The organism is Thalassoglobus polymorphus (genome assembly GCF_007744255.1).
Taxonomy (GTDB): domain Bacteria; phylum Planctomycetota; class Planctomycetia; order Planctomycetales; family Planctomycetaceae; genus Thalassoglobus; species Thalassoglobus polymorphus.
The window spans coordinates 481,226-501,152 of record NZ_CP036267.1; the positions used below are offsets into that span (position 1 = coordinate 481,226).

A 19,927-nucleotide genomic window follows, 5' to 3' on the forward strand; every position below is an offset into this window, starting at 1 on the left:
AAGTGTATCAGATCAAGACGTTACATCGGAGTGGACTGATTCAAAATGAGGTGTTCATATTTTGTTTGAGGCTGAAGAGTGTTTCCAGGCAGCGGACTCTGATGGGGAGCGAGTCCAGTCAGTCCAGTGGGAGGCTCACGACGAGGCAGAAGTTCAAGATTAATATTGGGGTGACTTCAGGATTTGAAGTCGAGCAGGTAGACAAAAAAAGCTCTGCCGAATATGGCAGAGCTTTTTCTATTGGTCGATGGGTTTGGATGAGATGAACTTATCCAACGCTCCCTTCCATTTGGAGTTCGATGAGTCGGTTCATTTCGACTGCGTATTCCATTGGAAGTTCTTTGACGAGTGGCTCGATGAAACCGGTCACGACCATGGCAGATGCTTCTGCCTCAGTCAGGCCGCGGCTCATCAGGTAGAGCAACTGTTCTTCAGCAATCTTCGAAACAGATGCTTCGTGTTCCATCGCGACATCGTCTTCTTCGACTTCGATGTAGGGATAGGTATCGCTTCGGCTATCTGAGTCAAGGATCAGGGCGTCGCACACAACGTTGCTTCGGCAGTTCGTGGCACCTTTGGCGACTTTTGCCAATCCACGATAGCTGCTCCGTCCGCCATCTTTACTGATGGACTTCGAGATGATCCGGCTTGATGTGTTCGAGGCACAGTGAACCATTTTGGCTCCGGCATCTTGGTGCTGTCCCTCGCTGGCGAAAGCGATTGACAGTGTTTCGCCGCGGGCACCTGGTTCCATCAGGTAGATTGCGGGGTACTTCATCGTCAGCTTCGAGCCGAGGTTTCCGTCAATCCATTCCATGAGCGAATCGCCATAAGCCATCGCACGTTTAGTGACGAGGTTGTAGACGTTGTTCGACCAGTTCTGAATTGTTGTGTATCGGCAGCGGCCTTTTCGTTTCACAAGGATTTCGACAACAGCTGAGTGAAGCGAATCTGAGCTGTAAGTTGGTGCAGTACATCCTTCGACGTAATGAACGCTGGCTCCTTCATCGACAACAATGAGTGTCCGTTCGAACTGTCCCATGTTTTGCGTGTTGATGCGGAAGTAGGCTTGCAGCGGGAATTCGATATTCACGCCCGGTGGAACATAGATAAACGAACCGCCCGACCAGACTGCGGAGTTCAATGCAGCGAACTTGTTATCGCTCGGCGGAATGATTGTTCCAAAGTGCTCTTTGAAGATTTCCGGATGTTCTTTCAGAGCGGTGTCGGTATCAGTGAAGAGGACACCTTGCTTGGCGAGGTCTTCCTGAAGAGAACCGTAAACCACTTCCGATTCGTACTGAGCTTTCACTCCGGCGAGGTATTTCTTTTCTGCTTCAGGAATTCCGAGGCGATCGTAAGTTTTACGAATGTCTTCGGGGACGTCGTCCCAGGACTTTTCCTGACGGTCACTGGCTTTGACGTAGTAGAAGATGTTCTGAAAATCCATTTCAGACATATCTCCGCCCCAGTCAGGCATCGGCTTGGATTCAAAGATTTCGTAGGATTTCAGGCGGAAGTCTCGCATCCAGCCCGGTTCGCCCTTCATCTCTGAAATCTGGGCAACGATCTCTCGGCTTAGACCTCGTTGTGAGGTAAACGAGTACTGGTCCGTTGGATCGTGGAATCCGTATTGATAATCACCGATTGCAACGTGTGCTTTTTCGGTATCCGTTGCTTCGTTTTGAAGTGCGTCTGTAGTAGCCATATCTGCTTTCTCCGATTGAAAGTCGGGATTGCTAAAGTGAGTGAATTTCAGTTGTAATAAATCGGTTTCAGGCAATGGGCCTGACTGAAAATGGAACCTCTGGGTGATTGCGAGAAACTTAAATTTCGCAGGATAATCCAGGAAGGTGTTCGCTGATGATGACGTTTTCTGAACCAAATTGTAGATTCCGGATCATTGATCCGGGGATCTGAACTTGGCTTCTCAGGCACTGAGGAAACCCTTCATGGCAGTCGGTGACGAATTGGTTTTAGGCGGTTGCCGTTGCTCCTTTTGCTGCTTCTTCTTCAGCTGCAGCCTCCGGGTAACGTTCTCGGACGCCAGCGTATCCGTTGTTGTGAAGTTCACGGGCGAGTGAGGCATCGCCTGTTTCAACAATACGTCCAGCCAACATGACGTGTGTGAATTGTGGGACGTTATATTCCAGAAGTCGCTCGTGGTGTGTGATGATCAACACGCCCATATGCGGTCCGGAGAGTTTATTGAGACCTTCACTGACGACGCGAACGGCATCGCTGTCGAGGCCGGAGTCGGTTTCGTCGAGGATTGCAAACTTCGGCTTGAGCATTGCGAGTTGGAGGATTTCCATTCGCTTTTTCTCACCACCGGAGAATCCGTCATTCAGGTATCGGCGAGCAAACTCGGCGTCGATATTCAGTTCTTCCATCGTGGAGCGGAGTTCTTTACGGAACTCTCGCATCGGCATGAGTTCTTCACCTTCCTTGCGGTCAGGGTTACGAACATTGCTGATGGCGTGTCGCAAAAAGTCTGCAACTTTGACACCTGGAATTGTGACGGGGTATTGGAAGGCGAGGAACAGTCCGAGTCTGGCACGCTCGGCAGGATCAAGCTCGTTGATGTCCTGGCCGTCAATTGTGATCGAACCTTGAGTCACTTCGTACTTTGGATGACCAACCAGCGTGTAGGCTAAGGTACTTTTGCCAGAACCATTGGGGCCCATGAGTGCGTGGACCTCGCCTTTGTTGAGTTCGAGATTGACCCCTTTGAGGATCTCGGTCTCGCCAACGGAAACGTGCAGGTTTTCAATTTTCAAAGTAGACATAAGTTCGGAACTGGGAATTAGGAGTGGTAGGAATGACAGAGAGATCTATGCATCAAACGTCTGCACGGGGCAGTGTGGTTTGCTGAGCGTGTTCTGCTCGAATTTCCTCGCAACTCATTGTGATGAATGTGTTTCAGCGTCGATTCTTCAGGATGTGGTGCATTTGAATAGAGCTTCATTTTCCATTCTTGAAGCTTCGTCTTTCAATTAGCTGGCCTGAACGGACGCTTCCTTTTTCTTTGCAACTTCACTTTTTCTTGACAGGTAACATTCGTGGTCGTTGGCATCCTTGCTCATGTAAAATCCTCTGAGCAGAGTGACAATCAGGGGATGTCAAAGTCTGCAACAGGCTGGATGGCTTTCGCAAAACTTGAGAAACTCGACCCTCTATGAGGTCGAAATGATTTCAGGAGTCTTGCTCGCGGTCTTAGGCCAAGATGATTTCTGGCTCTTTGACATAGCCTGTGTGGTGCGGAGTCGGGAGTGTGTCCCCGTTTCCTTTTGTGATCCGCTTCATACGGATTTTGTCTTGAATTCGCATGACCCCTTCGAGCAGCGCTTCTGGTCGAGGAGGGCAACCTGGGACGTAAACGTCGACTGGCACGACGAGGTCAACACCTTTGACAACGTGGTAACCATGTTTGAAGTAAGGACCACCACCAACGGTGCAAGCACCCATGGCAATCACATACTTGGGGTCGGGCATCTGTTCGTAAAGTCGACGAACTCGTGATGCCATTTTATGTGTCACTGTGCCAGCGACGATCATCAGGTCTGCCTGTCGAGGTGTGGCACGGAACGCACCAGCTCCGAAACGGTCGATGTCGTAGCGGCTGGCTCCTGTGGCCATCATTTCAATCGCACAGCATGCCAAACCGAACGTCATCGGCCAGACGCTAGACTGCTTCGCCCAGTTCATTGCCTGTTCGAGTGTTGTCGTGATGACATTTTCTTCAAATTTGCCTTCAATCCACGTCATAATTTACTTCCTGGAAGCCTGCTGCAGGCACGTTGCATGTGCCAGCTGTCGTCATTTGTAATCTTCGACCGGTCCACACCCCGGAGAATCGAACTCAAAACCATTAGTAGAGAGTCTTTGTGACGAAAACAACTCTCGAAAATGAACTCTCAAAACTGGTGACGTTCAACACTCAATAATAACGTTTTTTCAGACACTTTTCGTTGGACAGAGAGGTGCCTGGTCAGCCGACTTGGAATTCGCAACATTGATGACCGTCTAATCGGCACGACGATAACTCAACCGGGACTCCCAAAAGTTCCGAAAAGACCGATTGTTCGAGGTCGCAAATTGACGCATCCTCTGCAGCCAATTCATGATACGGACAGTTGTGCTCTCGCAGGATTAGTAAGTCTGAAGGGGATTCTCCGGCTTCGTATTCTAAATCAAAACCCTGCTCAGCCATTTTGGACGTTAATAACTGTAACCGGCTGGCGAGGCTGGTTCCGTAGGTAAAATCACCAAATCGTTCTACAAGTGCTGCTTGAACCCCGCTCAAGACGGTCTGTCGAACTTCTGGATCCTCGATCAACATCAATTGCCGCCACAAGATGGCTGCGATCTCTGCATGGTCGTCTCCGAGCTCTTTAAGGCCGGACTCTGTAAGATGATATGTGTGGCATGGGCGGCCGCGGTCCTGTCGTGAGACTTTTCGGCTCACAAAACCTTCAGCCTGGAACCGCATCAGTTTTTGACGAACAGCGGTCGCAGTCACGCCGATGGCATCGCACATGCTCTGCACGGTTGCGGGCGATTGTCGCTGCAACGCGCTGAGAAATTCATGATCTGATTGGTCGCGTGACATCTGCTTCGCCTGACAAATTTAACCGTCCCTGCTCCTCGTAGTATAACCATTGGAATGTTTTTGACAACAAGTAATGCGAATAATGCGAAAAGTGTCTGAGATAAGAATTTCGACGGCCTTTGAAGTTGCTTCTTCTTCTGTTTCACATCTGCGAGAAAACTTCATAAAGTCATGTTTTAAACTCTCTTTCTGTTGCTTGTGAGGCGTCAAATGCTTGGTCTTCGTGGTTTCATTGCTTTAGCCCTCTTTCTCGTTGGGAACATGGAAGCGACCGTAGCGGTTGCCGCTGAGTTGGGAATGGGGTTGCGTGTTGGCGAGGTGACACAGAACTCGGCGGTCGTTTGGACCCGAATTACGAAAACGAAAGAGCGCAATTGGGACGGAATTGTTGCACCGCCGTTGCGATCAAAGAATCGAAAGGTCGAGATTTCGAAGATTCCGGTGCCGGATCTGGAAGGTGAGATCACTGGCGCCCCCGGATTGCTGAGGCTCTCCTGGTCGACAAACGATACATTCGAAGATGCAAACGTCACGAAATGGGTGGCAGCGGAGGCTTCTGGAGATTTTGTCCATCAATTTGAAATCAATGAGTTGACCCCGGGGACGAAGTATTTTCTGAGGATTGATGCGAAAGATGCCGAGGATGCTGCTGTCTCTGCGACGGCAACGGGTTCCTTCAGCACTCCAGTTGAAGCTGACCAATGGCAGGATGCTTCGTTCGCTGTTGTCACGGGGCAAATGTACAAAGATCTGGACCATCGGGAAGGGTTTCACATTTATCCAGCCATGAAGAAAGTTGGCGTTGATTTCATCGTCCCGACGGGAGACACAGTTTATTACGATAACGAAACTCCTCGCGCAAACACTCTTGAATTGGCGCGCTATCATTGGCATCGCATGTACTCGCTGCCGCGTCACATAGAATTCCATCAGACGATTCCAGGGTACTGGGAAGTCGATGATCATGATGCGTTGAGCGATGATTGCTGGCCCACAAAGAACCCAAAGTTCATGCTGCCACTGACGTTCGAGCAGGGCTACGCCACATTTCGTGAGCAAGTCCCTTTGGGAACGCAGCCGACTCATCGCACTGTTCGCTATGGGAAAGGGTTGCAGATCTGGATGGTCGAAGGACGTTTGTATCGCTCGCCGAACAACAGTCCAGATGGGCCAGAGAAAACGATCTGGGGGAAAGAGCAGAGAGAGTGGTTAATGAAGTCGATTCTTGAAAGTGATGCCGACTTCAAAGTTCTCGTCAGTCCAACTCCAATTGTTGGTCCGGATCGCAGTGGCAAAAAAGATAACCATGCGAACAAAGTTTTTGCTTACGAAGGGAACCTGTTTCGCGACTGGACGGCAGAGCAGAAGTTGGACAACTTCTTTGTCTGTTGTGGAGATCGACACTGGCAATATTACTCGATCGACCCCAAGACAAAACTGAAAGAGTTCTCATGCGGGCCTGCGAGTGACCAGCACGCTGGAGGGACTCCCGGACAGGATTTTGAGGTTCAACCGTTCCACCGTGTCAAAGGAGGCTTTCTGACTGTGAATGTTCTCCGGGAAAAAGGGAGCCCGGTGATCGCGTTCCGTCATCATGACGTTCACGGAAAGGTCGTCAACGAGTACAAGCAAGTCGGTCAGGAAAAATAAGCCTGTGACCTCTAAATGAAGTCTGCGAAACAAGGGTTCGTCCGGGAAGATTCCGTTGACGAGAACGCAAGAATTACGGAAATTGATGAAAGCCTGAAGCACCTAAATCCTGAAGCGTCTTTTGAATAGGTGTTCAGATTCTGCCTCGTGGCGAATGGCAATTTTATTTGAGAAACGCGTCCTTCACGGGGACACAGCCGGGCAAGCCGTCGAGCAAGCTGCTCTAAAACTTGACTGAAATGTACGACAATCGAAATTGAGAAACCGCAGGGCGTAGCGGGCTCTCTTTCCTGTCAAGATTCTCAGGTTTGCGCATTCTGCCGTCTCTTCGGCGGATAGTGCCGCCAGTGGGCCATGTCAACGGTTCAATTCAATCTGGTCTGGGGTAGTTTTCGATAAGGTTTTAGCATTCGCGGTTCGATACTGGAATGCGGCCTGTTCGAATGACTCACGATACGGAATTGCCATGGATCGGCGAAACTTTCTTTCTACATCATCAATCGTTTTGTTTACTTCAGCCTTTGGTTGTCGAGGAACACAAAAAGCGACGGTTCTTGATCCGACTGATGCAGATGCAATAGCCAGCCATGAAGCTGGCGCGGAGACCTGGAAACCGCTGATTGACGAAGCGGTCGGTCGTTTGACTGGTCGGCAAATACAGGAGATTCAGCAGGCTTCAGCTGTCGGCATGCCGTCCGGGAAAAAACGGATCTGCTTTATTGGAGTCGAAAACCGCAGTGCCGAGGAAATTGGCGACTTCAAGGAACAAATCTACGAACATATCGATACCTTGCTTTCCAATTCGGAACTCTTTGGTTCGATCAGCCGACGATATGTCGAGGCGGGCTTGCGCGACGCACGATTGCGTCCTGACGACCTGTTCATGCCAAAGCATCAGCAGCTCTTCACGCAGACCATGGAAAAGATGAATCAGCCATTCGACTACATGCTGTTTGCGAAGATTACATCTGGCACGACGCGTGACAACAAGAAGTATCAACGAGATTACTTGCTGACACTGGAAATGGTGGACATCAACACCGGTGAATTCACGAAAGAGTCAGCGACTCTCCGGAAGATGTACAAGAAATCTCTCATGTAGATGTTGTGCAGCGTCCGGGCGGTTTCTCTGTTGTTGATCCGACTGTTGCGGTGAGGGTGAATTCTCAACGGACTTGCTCGAAATCGAAATGTCGCCGCCCACGTCTCTCCTCTAAGCAGCGATCAGTATGTTGATCTTTCGTCAAATTGACCTTCATGACAGCGTGCGAGCAATCGCGATTGCCGTGACATTTGTGTTGCTGGTAGGCGTTTCTGGCTGCGCGACGCATGCTCATCAGCTGGAAGGAATTCGAGATGACTATTACTCCGGTCATCTCGATAAGTCTGCGAAGGCGATTGATCAGTTGCTTGCGAAGGAGACCAAAGAGTCAGATGCTCTCAAGCTGGATCGAGCAATCGTTGAGCTGACATCTGGCCACCCCGATCGGGCAGAGCAAACCCTGCGACAGGTGCGAGATCAGCTTGACTACCTTGAGCAGAAAGATGCTGGTGAACAGGCTCTTTCCATGATTCGGGATGATCAAAGTCTCTCCTGGTCCGGCGAGGACTATGAGAAGGTTCTCGTGCGGACGTTTTTAGCAATTTCCAACTTGATGAACGGCGGTGATGACGCTGGCGCGTATGCTCTTCAAGTTGATGAAAAGCAGAATCAAATTATTGCCAAAATGGAGCAGAAACGCCGTCCCGAAGAAGCGGAACTGGACTTCAAACGCATTGCCTTGGGGCCGTACATCCACGCTGCAATGACCGAGGAGCGGCATTCTAACTATGACGACATTGAACGTTCTCGCTTGAAGGTTGTTAGCTGGGAGGAAGGGTTTCGAGATGGCAAAGACGACCTCCAGCGAGCGCGGCATGGTCGGCATTCTGAGCCAGGAAATGGAGTTGTCTATCTGTTTTGTCTTGTTGGCCGTGGGCCGTACAAAGTGGAGGCAAATGAGCTCCCGACTCAAGTTTCGATGCTGATCGTTGATCAGATTCTCAGCGAGGTTTTAGACCAAACGCTCACTCCGACGATCGCTCCTGTGAAAATACCGGTCGTCAAACCAGGGCGTTCTGTCATCTCCAACGTGGGGGTCATCGTCGATGGAGAAGACATTGGGACGACAGCGACGATCACAAACGTGAGTGAATTTGCGGTTCAGCAGTCGGAAGCAAATCGATCCGAAGTGCTGGCGAGAGCAGTGGTTCGCAGGACGTTGAAGAAGGCTGCAGCCTACGCCGTGAAAAGCAAAGTGAATGCCCAGAGCTCCCCTGTGGCTGATATTGCTTTGACTGTGGCAGGCATTGCCTGGGAAGCTGCTGAAAATGCAGACACCCGCTGTTGGGGCCTGTTGCCGGATCAGATTCAAGTGCTTCGAATCGAACTTCCGGCGGGCGAACATCAATTCGAATTGAAACCACTTCAGGGTGGCAAGAGAGTCGGGCAGTCCGAAGGGCTCACCGTTCAAGTTGAAGATGGTCGGAATACGTACCTTCTCGCAACGATTCCAGATACAGAGTTCGTCGGCGAAGTGGTCACAAATTTCGCCGACCGTAAAACGAATGTGGAATAGTAGTCCGCACACTTTTGAGTGCCGCCTCGCTGAACGAGTTCCGCCGCGAAACAAGTCAACGAAACAAGTCAATGTTGGCGGATTGCTGTCTCACTCTCAAAGCTTTACGGGGCAGTGAGATCTTGCTATCTGTCGTAGAATTACGCGTTCTTGACCCGACTCTTTGGAATTTCTTTTATAGTAATGTCCAAAGAGAATCTTCCAGTTGATTCTCCACATTTTCTTTCGCAACGTCATCTATAATTTCGGGAGAAGAAGAATTTATTGAGTGGTGCAATCCTGTTGTTGGCCTGGATTTTGTTTTGAAATCGTAGTGGAGTCGTTATGATTCTCTCGCTTTTCAATCACACGTTCAGGGATTGCGGAAGTGGCTTGTTTTTCTGGCACGCGGGCAGTGTTGTCACAAACAATGAAGAAACGAAGTGCAAATAAATCAAAAAAATCCAAGCAGTTAGAATCTCATGACGGGGCCCAAATCCAACAGGCGCTTTCAGACGTTGAAGGTCTGGAGCGGTTGCAAGTGATGCAACTGACGATGATCCGAGAAATTCATCGTCAGTTGGAAGAGTTGAAAAAGAAGGCTTAGCGGGCCTTGGACCAGTTTCAATGATTACAGTATCCGTGAAGCTCACTTTCATGACCTTCACGGACGCGATCAGTGTTTAAATCTTGGTCATACTCTGTTGGCGGCTCTCTACTTGGAAATCTCAGAGAGTTTCTCGCGAACTTCATCGACATGCCCTTTGACCTTCACTTTAGGCCAAACGGCTGCAATTTTGCCTTCCTTGTCGATGAGGAATGTTGCTCGCTGAATGCCCATGTAGGTCTTCCCGTAATTCTTTTTTTCAACCCAGACCCCATACTTTTCTGCAATCGCGTGGTCCTCGTCGGATAGCAGAGGGAACGGCAATTCAAATTTGGTTGCAAACTTTTCGTGCGACTTCAGGCTGTCTCCGCTGATCCCAAGGACGACGGTCTCAGCACTTTCAAACTGCCCAAGGTTGTCACGAAAGTCACACGCTTCAGTGGTACAACCAGGCGTGTTATCGCGCGGGTAGAAATAGAGCACAACATTCTTCTCGCCTTTGAATTGGCTGAGTCTGATTTTTCCCTCTGGGATCGCTGGCAGGGTGAAGGCTGGGGCTCGTTTACCGACTTCGGGGATGCTCGACATGTCTGTTCCGGAAATGGTGAGAATCTGTGTATGAGGATTGATCTACCATAGATTCTTTGTGGCTGACATTGAAGCGGGGCAGCGGTGAAACTTACGACCAAAGGGGATGGCCATCTATTTTCCATCGCTTTCTAAGTCGATCACCTGCCATTCTTTCGAAGTTGCTGAGCAAATGTAGATTTTGGATTTGACTTGGAATTTAACCATCGTGGTTGTGAAACTGGGAATAGGGACTTCCTCTGCATCAATCTGGAGCCACTTTCCGGTTTGATCACCGATCGCGTAAGCAGTCTTTCCCTCGACAAAGCAAGCCATCGTTCCCGAATGAATGAACTGAGCATTTTTAGTTTTTGTTTTGACAGCTTGCCATTTCCCGGTCGTTGCGATGAACGCGTAGGCAGATTTGTTGTGAGCGAAGCAGGCAAGATTGCCTGAGACAATTGGTACAAATGGTTCAACCTTTTCCTCGAAACTTAGTGACGCTGTTTTGCCCGTGAGAGCAGAGAATGCAGTCACTGTTTTTCCCGTTTTTGAAATCGTAATCAAAATATTGTCAGTCTCGACATACGGAGCCGACGACGCCTGCAGGCTTGAACGAAAAGTTTCGTTATCAAGCCCACCTCCTCCGCCGAATCCACCACCACTATGAATTTGTGCGTGGGTGGAACTTGCAATTGATAAGACAAGAATCGTTGCAAAGATTCGAACAGGCATGGCTCCAGACTTTCATGAAAAGGTTCGCGCAGGTTTTTGTCCGACAGTAATTTGACTATTGCGTCTTTCGAATTGGTTTGCAGGCTCTGCCTCGTGGCGAACAGCGTTTTTACCAGAGAAATACGTTCTTCACGGGCACAAGAAACACGAAAATGTTCCTGAGGTCAATAAACGTACGCAGCGATCGTCTGTTAACAGCTGATGTCGCGCGTTCGGAAGATTTTTTTTATTTCAGCCCGGTGCGTTGACTCGATAGCGTCGGGCGGAGTAGTAAGACTCAACATTTGCGATGATCGGGCTATTCTGCTGTGACCTCTTCAAGAGCTTGTTCTGGTGATCCAAGGTGATCAAGTCCAAAGACAAGGACAGCTGCGACAATGGCAACCAGAATAGTCAGTGCGAACTCGCCATTGAATTCAATTTTTGAAAACGGAACGATCTCGAAAACCTTGTGCTTGAACTCTTCGACCTCAGGAGTTGTGTCAACCTGGAAAGGCCAGATTTTGTACAGCGAGCCAATCATGAATCCACACAATAAGGACATCGTTTGTGCAGCGTAGTTGGCGAGGAGCCATCGCAGGAGTTTGGCAAATGAAATCAGTCCGACCAGACAACCGCAAGCAAACGTGAGAACGAGAAAGATTGATTCTGTTGAGAGTTTGAGCTTGATGACATCTTTGATGATGCCGGTGATTTCGTGGTACTTGCCAAGGATTAGCAAGATAAACGAGCCGCTGATTCCGGGGAGAATCATTGCACAGATCGCGATGGCTCCGCACAGGAAGATATACCAGAGGTGATCGGGTGGATTTGCCAGTGCCGGTTGAGAGACGAGCCAGACTGCAAAGACTGCTCCGCCTGTTAAGAGTCCATATTCCAGAGCGCGCCAACGTGTCACAAGCTTGGCAACCAGTAAGCAACTCGCTCCGATCATGCCGAAGAAGGCTGCCATCGTGTACTGTCGGTAATCTTCCAGCAACGTATGCATCACCGATCCGAGCAATACGATGCCGACGAGAATGCCCATCCCGAGTGGGATGATAAATCGCAAGTCAATATGCTTGGCGGCGTCGCGGAATTTTCGTTGAGAGACGAATGACATGAGCGTCGCGTCAACATGGCTGACTGCGCTGATGAGTCTCTCGTAAATTCCTAGAATGAGCGCGACGGTGCCTCCCGAAACCCCGGGGATCACATCTGCTCCTCCCATTAACACACCTCGCCCCAGCTGAGCAAGGTCCTCACTTGAGGGGATTTTCTTCGCAGCCGCATCGTCCTGGGTCATGTTTTTTTGTTCGTCGTTCATTGCATGTTGAAGCGATTGAGGCTTGGAAGTTTAGGCGGATTCAAAAGTGGGAGAAAGCAACTGCTGCAAAAGATTGCAGTCCCTGAAAGGTTTTCTGTCGAAACAGCTGGTTTGCCGGAGTCTTGCAAGTGTCCAATGAAAAAAGCTGAGACAAATTTGAATCCGGAGAATAAGAAAATTGATTGATGATGTGAACTTTCAGTCAGTTTTCAATGTCTCGGCAATTGAGACCTGTGAAATCGGGTGGTCGCTGACCGAGATTGTGATAACATTCGAACTCGCCTTCACCGCGTCCCTTGTGGCGTCAGGTGTTGGGTGAATCCATCGGCAGGAGTTGAAGTGTCGTTTGACGAATTCTGCAGGGCTGTCATTCTCGACCCATCGTTAGTGCTCATTCAGACGCGATGTTTGAGTCGAGTTCTAAACGTTCTCACTCTTTAAGGCAAAGTTAACCTTTAAGGCAAAGTTAACGGACATGAGTCACGGACGTCGTCCCGAGGAATCGGAGCGAATTTATACACGACGATTTTGGTTGGCATTCGCTGCGAATGTCATGCTTGTGACTGCGAATGCGCTGACGTTTCGGTTTGCTGAGTTTGTTCGATTTCTCGGTGGAAGTGAAGAGACAACCGGTGTGATTGTGAGTGTTGGCCTTGTCGGGTCGCTCTTCTTTCGCGCTTTTCTGGGACAGGCGCTTGATCAGTTAGGAATCCGAAAGATCTGGATTGTATGCTCGCTGATCAACATTACTGGTTCAGCGCTCGTTTTAACGGCTCCTGATGTCGGGATTCAAATCTACGCTGCGAGAATCATCTTTGTGATCGGGCTCTCCGGGATGTTCGCCTCTTCGGTTTCGCATATTCAGCATCTCGCTCCCCTGAGCCGGCGCACAGAAGTGATCGGGACATTCGGGGCGAGTGGCTTTGTCGGGATGATCTGTGGAACGAATCTGGGTGATTTGATCTTTCATCTCTATCCGGAAAGTCGTCAGCTTTACCACGTTTTGTTCGGCATCTCCCTGTTGGCAAGTGTTCTTCACATGTGCCTGGCGATTTGGTTAACAAGGAGCGAACGTCACGAAACTCCGTCGTTCACGCCACCGATTCATAAGCTGATGATGCGGTATTGGCCACATCGAGTCTTTCTGGTCACATTCATGATGGGGATGGGGTTTGCGGTCACGATGACGTTTCTGACTCGCTACTCGACCGAATTGGGGCTCAGCGGAATCCGAACCTTCTTCACAGCCTATGCCGTCACCGCTTTCACAGTGCGGCTTGTGGCGAGGCAATGGAGTCGCACCGTGGGACGGCATCGCTTGATTTGTATGGGCCTGCTCGGTCATGCGATCGGACACTTGCTGATGACTTTTGTGACGACCGATTGGCAATTCATTCCTCCTGCGATGTGTCTGGGGTTTGGTCATGCACTATTGTTTCCGTGTGTCGTCTCGATGGGAGCCGGTGCATTTCCGGAGCAGTATCGCGGCACAGGAACCACGGTGACGCTGGCAGCGATCGACAGCGGGACGATTCTCACCGCGCCGGTTCTCGGGTGGATTATCGACCACTTCGGCTTCTTTGCGATGTTTTATTTTGTCAGCGGGTCGTTATTAGTCGGGGCAGTCTCGTATCTGGCACTGACCTCAAAACTTGTCGATTCAGATATCGATATCAAAACGAAGAGCGAGTCGCAGGAGACTCCAAGAGCAGCAAAAGTTTTGGAGCCGGTTCAAGTGACGTCTAAAGAACCAGCTCGCGTACGCCCTTAAAGTGTTTTCAATCTTCATCCTGCCCGTGAAGCCTGCTTTCATCACCAGTTCATAGGCTGCTTGCCACGAGGCTGAACGCGAACATCCATCTGAGACGGCTTATTCGAAAGCTGCTGTCAGGCTGGTGCGCCGAGGCTCCTTGCATCTCTTTTTGGCATCCTGGATTCTGCAAAGCCGATCTAAATCGTGGAATGCATATCGTTGAAGTGGTGGCACGTCGCTTTGTGTGGAGTCGCAGAATTCTGTCAATGAGGCGGAGATTGAAGCGGGCGTTTTTCTTGCTCAAACATGCGAGAGGAACTGCTCATTTTCGAGTAATTTACAGGGAGACATTGAAGTTTCCGCATGGATCGTCAAAACTAGGGTACACATGAACCGTGAACAGAGGTATATTGTGAACGGAAGTTCTTGTGTTTGCGACTTCGTTTAATGTCGCTCATACAAAGCCTGAGTGCATGATCGTGAGTCTATTGGATGGCAACGATTTCAGAAGTCATTGCGAGAACGGTCCGGAAGCCTCTGGGATAGCTGCTTTTCTCAATGATTGAGAGAGCAATTTTAAGTTTCAGGATCAGTTCTAGTGTTTCTAAAACATGTTTGAGGAGTGAATCGATGACCGACCCACCAAAGTTGACGAAACGACAACAGGCGATCTACGAATTCATCAAAGATCGTATCGTGAACCGAGGGTATGGGCCGACGGTTCGGGAAATTGGGGCGAACTTTGAAATTAAATCTCCCAACGGAGTCATGTGCCATCTCAAGGCGCTGGAGAAAAAAGGGCTGATCACACGCGAGCAGAATATGTCACGTGCGATTCAACTCACAGAGTCACTCAGTCGTGGTAAAACATCATTGCCAATGGCGGGGCAGATCGCTGCTGGGGCACCGACGTTGGCGGTTGAGCAGCTCGAAGAGGTCGATTTCGGTGACCTGTTCGCTGATGAAGAGCATTTCTGCTTGAAAGTCAGTGGTGAGTCAATGATTGAAGACCACATTGCAGATGGCGACTTCGCCATTATTCACAGGCAGTCGACTGCAAGTCCCGGCGAGATCGTTGCTGCTTTAGTCGATGGGGAAGACGCAACGCTCAAGCGGTTCTATCGTGAAGAAGACCGCTATCGTTTGGAGCCTGCGAACTCAACAATGGAGCCGATTTATAGCCAGGATGTCCAGATTCTGGGCGTTTTGGTTGGGGTGATCCGGCAGTATTAGGAGTCGTCTCTGTGCTTGCCGTGCCCGTGTGATCAGTTCCTGTCTTGAGTGGCCGCTCGTGTTAAGATTGGTCGTGAAGATTAAAATTTCTGGTGTTTCGTGGAGAAGGTCTTTCACACCAGTTTCGGATGAAAGTCTGCACTATTCCGATGGTTCAGGCGGATGCAAACTCGGTTTGATGTCAGATTCGTACTGTTTGTTGAGATCTGAGCAAAATTCTTCGTGGAAATTACTTCAACTTGGCTGAGATTGCTGAGCAAATCTTGTCCCGTTTGGTGTTCAGGGCTAGAATCTGGTTAGGTGAATTTATTCCCTCATCATTACTGAGGCCCCACATCGATTGTTTTGATTGATTCGGCAGGATGGCTGAATCGAAAGGCGATGTGAGTTTCATCGCACGGAGATTGTTTCTCTGGGCTGTTCACTAGCGAATTAAATTCACGCAAACAGGAGTCAGAGAATGTACGAACGCTTTACCGATCGAGCCCGGAAGGTCATGCAATTGGCCAATCAGGAAGCTCAACGGTTTAATCACGAATATATCGGAACAGAGCACATCCTTCTGGGGCTTGTTAAAGAAGGGTCTGGTGTTGCAGCGAATGTCTTGAAGAATCTCGACGTCGACCTTCGCAAGATTCGACTCGAAGTCGAAAAGATTGTGCAATCTGGCCCAGATTTGGTGACCATGGGCAAACTTCCGCAGACTCCCCGCGCTAAGAAAGTGATTGAGTATGCGATGGAGGAAGCTCGCAATCTGAATCATAATTACGTTGGGACCGAGCACTTATTGCTGGGGTTGCTGCGTGAACAAGAAGGCGTTGCCGCTCAGGTTTTGATGAATCTCGGACTGAAGCTGGAAGACGTCCGCGAAGAAGTCTTAAATCTTCTCGGTCATGGACTTGAAGGGGCTGAACAGTCCGAGCGTGGCGGAGCTCCGTCAGGAAAGGCTGGAAAAAGCAAAACGCCAGCTCTCGACAGTTTCGGTCGCGATCTGACAGAACTGGCTCGTCAAGGAAAGCTTGATCCTGTGATCGGGCGTTCTGAAGAAATTGAACGAATCACACAGGTTCTTTGTCGACGTCAAAAAAATAACCCGGTATTGCTTGGTGAAGCAGGGGTCGGAAAAACCGCCATCGTCGAAGGGTTCGCCCAGCTGGTTGTCGATGGCAGCGTGCCAGACTTGCTGCGTGAGCGACGGATCGTCGTCCTCGACCTGGCGATGATGGTTGCGGGAACGAAATACCGTGGTCAGTTCGAAGAGCGTATTAAAGCGGTCATGAACGAAGTGCGGCGTGCGAAGAACGTAATTCTGTTCATTGACGAATTGCACACACTTGTCGGTGCTGGTGGAGCGGAAGGAGCGATTGACGCTTCGAACGTTCTGAAACCTGCATTGAGTCGAGGTGAGTTGCAATGTATCGGAGCGACGACTCTCGATGAGTACCGAAAGTACATCGAGAAAGACGCCGCTTTGGAACGACGCTTTCAAATGGTGCTTGTCGACCCACCGAGCAAAGATCAAACAGTCGAAATCCTCAAAGGACTTCGCGATCGGTATGAGTCTCATCATAAAGTTCAGTACACCGATGATGCTCTTGAAAAGTCTGTGGAGCTTTCCAGTCGTTATATCACTGGTCGTTGCCTCCCGGACAAAGCGATTGATGTCATCGACGAAGCAGGTGCGAGAATTCGTCTGAAATCGATGGTTCGACCTCCAGATCTCAAAGAGCTCGAAGAAGACATCGAGCGATTCAATACTCAGAAAGAAGAGGCAGTTGCGAATCAGGACTTTGAGAAGGCAGCCAATCTGCGTGATAAAGCGGATCAGTTGAAGAAGAAGAAAGAGTCGATCACGAGTGAATGGCGTCAGAAGTCACAGGAGACTGATGGGGTCGTCGATGCCGAAGTGATCTCCGAGGTTGTCGCCAAAATGACGGGCGTTCCGCTCACACGCCTTTCCAGCGAAGATACTGTACGTCTGCTGGAAATGGAAAGCGTGATGCACAAACGTGTCGTCAGTCAGGACGAAGCAATCAAGCTGGTTTGTAAAGCGGTTCGTCGTTCGCGCAGTGGACTCAAAGATCCGAAGCGTCCAACGGCAACGTTCCTGTTCTCTGGTCCAACCGGGGTCGGGAAAACATTACTTGCCAAAACGCTCGCTGAGTTCATGTTCGGTGATGAAGAAGCACTTGTGCAAATCGACATGAGTGAATATCAGGAACGGCACAATATCAGCCGATTGATCGGAGCTCCTCCGGGATATGTCGGCTATGAAGAAGGTGGACAACTTACTGAGAAAATCCGCCGTCGTCCGTATGCGGTTGTGCTGCTAGACGAAATCGAAAAAGCCCACCCGGACATCTACAACATGCTGTTGCAGATTATGGAAGAAGGGCATTTGACGGATAGCTTCGGCCGTAAGGTCGACTTCAAGAACGTCATTTTGATTATGACAACCAACGTCGGTGCCAAGGCGATTGCCAATGCCTCGTTTGGTTTCGGAAACCAGAATGTGGAGACCGCTCATGATGACATGAAGAAGAACGTCATGGCGGAAGTCAGTAAACGCTTCAAGCCTGAGTTCATCGGGCGACTGGACGAAGTTGTTGTCTTCCACAAACTGGCTGACGAGGATCTGAAGCACATCGTTGAGTTTGAACTGAAGAAAGTTCGTGAACGACTCAAGGAACGTGGTTTGATTCTTGAATTGGCTGATGAGGCGAAGCAACACGTCATTGACAAAAGTAAGTCCGAACAAGGCGATCGAGATCACACAGACTACGGGGCTCGTCCATTGCGACGCGCTGTCGAAGTTTATGTGGAAGATCCGCTGGCTGAGGAGTTGCTGCGAGGCCAGTTTGATGGAAAGAACGTCATCAAAGTTGGCGTCCGGAAAGTTGGTGATGAGACGCAACTCGACTTTGAAGGGGAATACAGAGAAGCCCCCAGCGAAGAAAACCTGGAAGCTGTCGGAGCAGCAACCGCTGAAGGCGATCAGGCTTCAGAGGAGTAAGTCTTCGAGAGGATCAGCCGGATTTGAGAGCCATTTTCAATTCGGTGGTGCTTTCCAATAATTGAAAAGCCGAAGTGTTGCCCCTGCAGCACTTCGGCTTTCTTTATGCACTTTGAGCATCTTCAATGCTTGTCGAGCCAGTTCCCGATGCTGAATGGAGATCGTTTCGAATAATGTGACTGATGGTGTCAGCTTTCTGGATTCCCGAACTGCCTACTTTTTGGCCTGATCCTGAAGTCTGAATATGTTCTTTCGGAGATGGGCAAAAGTGTCTAATTCAGAGGTCTTCGGACTGGTTCTGAGTCTGTTGCTTTTGCGAATCTCGGAAACTTGGTTTGTGTCTGGATCGACTGCGAGTATCATTCAATTCCACCAGATCTGGAAATCAGCGTTGTGGCGAACCTTCGTGCGTGACGTTGACTCTCGTTTCGAAGCTCGTTGTCGAATTGTCACTGTTTTTGAATCCCTGAGCCGTTTTTATGTCCACCGATTTAGCGTACCAGTCCAGTATTTCTCCTGATCATTCGAGTACATACGGGCTAGACGAAGTCCTGACCGCCTGTCCTGAAACGGGAGAGTTGCTGGATATTCAATACGATTGGGATCGTGTGGAAGTTCCCTCTTCGTTGAAAGACTTCGAAGCTCGCTGGGCAAATCGAAATTGTCCGCTTGACTACAGCGGTGTCTGGCGTTTTCGTCAACTGCTGCCGTTTGCTCCTGACGATCAAATCGTGACGATCGGAGAAGGGCAGACATTACTGCAACAATCTAATAGCGTCGCGAAGTATGTCGGGCTGAACGAAGGGCAATTGTACCTCCAGTATGAAGGACTCAATCCGTCTGGCAGTTTCAAAGATAATGGGATGACGGCTGCTTCGACTCATGCCCGGATGGTTGGGGCGAAGATGGCGGCCTGTGCATCGACCGGGAATACGAGTGCATCACTGGCAATCTATGCGGGGACGACGAAGCATTTCAAGGTGATTGTCTTTGTTGGAAGTGGGAAAATCGCTTACGGAAAACTTTCTCAAGCGCTCGACTATGGAGCCACAACTCTTCAGATTCAAGGGGATTTTGACGACGCTCTCAAACAGGTCCGCGAGGTCTGTAAAACGGCTGGGATTTACTTGTGCAACAGCGTGAATCCGTTTCGTCTCGAAGGGCAGAAGACAATTATGTATCGCGTTCTTGAAGGACTCAATTGGGAAGTTCCTGACTGGATCGTTGTTCCTGGTGGGAATCTGGGGAATTCAAGTGCGTTCGGAAAGGCGTTCATGGAGTTGAAAGAACTCGGCCTGATTGATCGTGTTCCTCGATTGGCTGTCATTAACGCTCAAGGAGCGAACACGCTGTACGAACTGCATGAGAAACATGGCTTATGCTGGAACGGAGGGAAACCGGATGCTGAACTCATCAAGTCGTTCTATCAAAAGATGGATGATGAAGATCGGCGGGCCAGTACACTTGCCAGTGCGATTGAGATCAATCGTCCCGTGAACTTGAAGAAGTGCTTGCGGGCTCTCGATTTTTGTGATGGTGTCGTGCGAGAAGTGAGTGACGACGAAATTCTTGATGGAAAGTCGCAAGTCGGAGCGGGAGGGTTTGGGTGTGAACCGGCCAGTGGAGCGAGCGTTGCCGGGGCGAAGTTGCTGCGTGAGCAGGGAATCATTGCTCCCAGTGATCGTGTGGTTTGCATATTAACCGGGCATCAACTCAAAGATCCGAATGCAACCGTGAACTATCATTCCGGGCAACCGGCTCCTGAATTTCAGAATGCTCCGATCCCGGTCGAGAATGACTTTGAAAAAATCATGGAAGTGATTCAAGGAATCGCATAAGATTCAATAGACCTGT

Annotated in this window: 14 protein-coding genes; 7 read left to right on the plus strand and 7 right to left on the minus strand. The window is 49.8% G+C overall.

Annotated features, from left to right (window positions below; translation table 11 throughout):
- Positions 1-268: 268 nt before the first annotated feature.
- The 4 genes from sufB to Mal48_RS01875 form a co-directional block, all read right to left on the minus strand.
- On the minus strand, positions 269-1,708 hold the full coding sequence (sufB, locus tag Mal48_RS01860; RefSeq protein WP_145195561.1) for a Fe-S cluster assembly protein SufB: 1,440 nt from the start codon (positions 1,706-1,708) through the stop codon (positions 269-271).
- A gap of 268 nt (positions 1,709-1,976) precedes the next feature.
- Positions 1,977-2,789, minus strand: a complete 813-nt coding sequence (sufC, locus tag Mal48_RS01865; RefSeq protein WP_145195563.1) for a Fe-S cluster assembly ATPase SufC — start codon at positions 2,787-2,789, stop codon at positions 1,977-1,979.
- Between the two features lie 427 nt (positions 2,790-3,216).
- Positions 3,217-3,768, minus strand: a complete 552-nt coding sequence (locus tag Mal48_RS01870) for an NADH-quinone oxidoreductase subunit B (protein ID WP_145195565.1) — start codon at positions 3,766-3,768, stop codon at positions 3,217-3,219.
- 223 nt (positions 3,769-3,991) lie between these two features.
- Complete coding sequence (locus Mal48_RS01875) at positions 3,992-4,612, minus strand: helix-turn-helix transcriptional regulator (protein ID WP_145195567.1); 621 nt, start codon at positions 4,610-4,612, stop codon at positions 3,992-3,994.
- Positions 4,613-4,822: 210 nt separating this feature from the next.
- Here Mal48_RS01875 and Mal48_RS01880 point away from each other — a divergent pair, with 210 nt between their 5' ends.
- From Mal48_RS01880 to Mal48_RS01890, 3 genes are all read left to right on the plus strand, one after another.
- Positions 4,823-6,262: an alkaline phosphatase D family protein gene (locus Mal48_RS01880; protein ID WP_145195569.1), complete on the plus strand. Its 1,440-nt coding sequence runs from the start codon at positions 4,823-4,825 to the stop codon at positions 6,260-6,262.
- A gap of 466 nt (positions 6,263-6,728) precedes the next feature.
- Positions 6,729-7,364 (plus strand): penicillin-binding protein activator LpoB, encoded by a 636-nt coding sequence (locus Mal48_RS01885; protein ID WP_145195571.1) that lies wholly within the window; start codon positions 6,729-6,731, stop codon positions 7,362-7,364.
- Between the two features lie 127 nt (positions 7,365-7,491).
- Complete coding sequence (locus Mal48_RS01890) at positions 7,492-8,880, plus strand: hypothetical protein (RefSeq protein WP_197441968.1); 1,389 nt, start codon at positions 7,492-7,494, stop codon at positions 8,878-8,880.
- Between the two features lie 694 nt (positions 8,881-9,574).
- On the opposite strand, the gene bcp is transcribed toward Mal48_RS01890, so the two are convergent.
- The 3 genes from bcp to Mal48_RS01905 form a co-directional block, all read right to left on the minus strand.
- A complete protein-coding gene (gene bcp, locus Mal48_RS01895; protein WP_197441970.1) occupies positions 9,575-10,054 on the minus strand; it encodes a thioredoxin-dependent thiol peroxidase in 480 nt (159 codons plus the stop codon).
- A 114-nt stretch (positions 10,055-10,168) separates the two neighbouring features.
- Positions 10,169-10,768: a hypothetical protein gene (locus Mal48_RS01900; RefSeq protein ID WP_145195573.1), complete on the minus strand. Its 600-nt coding sequence runs from the start codon at positions 10,766-10,768 to the stop codon at positions 10,169-10,171.
- 298 nt (positions 10,769-11,066) lie between these two features.
- Positions 11,067-12,053 carry a DUF368 domain-containing protein gene (locus tag Mal48_RS01905; protein WP_197441971.1) on the minus strand — a complete coding sequence of 329 codons (987 nt, stop codon included), beginning with the start codon at positions 12,051-12,053 and terminating at the stop codon, positions 11,067-11,069.
- 496 nt (positions 12,054-12,549) lie between these two features.
- Between Mal48_RS01905 and Mal48_RS01910 the strand changes: the two genes are divergently transcribed.
- From Mal48_RS01910 to thrC, 4 genes are all read left to right on the plus strand, one after another.
- A complete protein-coding gene (locus Mal48_RS01910; protein WP_145195577.1) occupies positions 12,550-13,845 on the plus strand; it encodes an MFS transporter in 1,296 nt (431 codons plus the stop codon).
- 612 nt (positions 13,846-14,457) lie between these two features.
- A complete protein-coding gene (gene lexA / locus Mal48_RS01915) occupies positions 14,458-15,060 on the plus strand; it encodes a transcriptional repressor LexA (protein ID WP_145195579.1) in 603 nt (200 codons plus the stop codon).
- 460 nt (positions 15,061-15,520) lie between these two features.
- The gene (locus Mal48_RS01920) at positions 15,521-18,073 is read left to right on the plus strand and encodes an ATP-dependent Clp protease ATP-binding subunit (RefSeq protein ID WP_145195581.1); all 2,553 of its coding nucleotides are present in this window, start codon (positions 15,521-15,523) and stop codon (positions 18,071-18,073) included.
- Between the two features lie 479 nt (positions 18,074-18,552).
- On the plus strand, positions 18,553-19,911 hold the full coding sequence (thrC, locus tag Mal48_RS01925) for a threonine synthase (protein ID WP_145195583.1): 1,359 nt from the start codon (positions 18,553-18,555) through the stop codon (positions 19,909-19,911).
- The last annotated feature ends 16 nt before the right edge of the window (positions 19,912-19,927 follow it).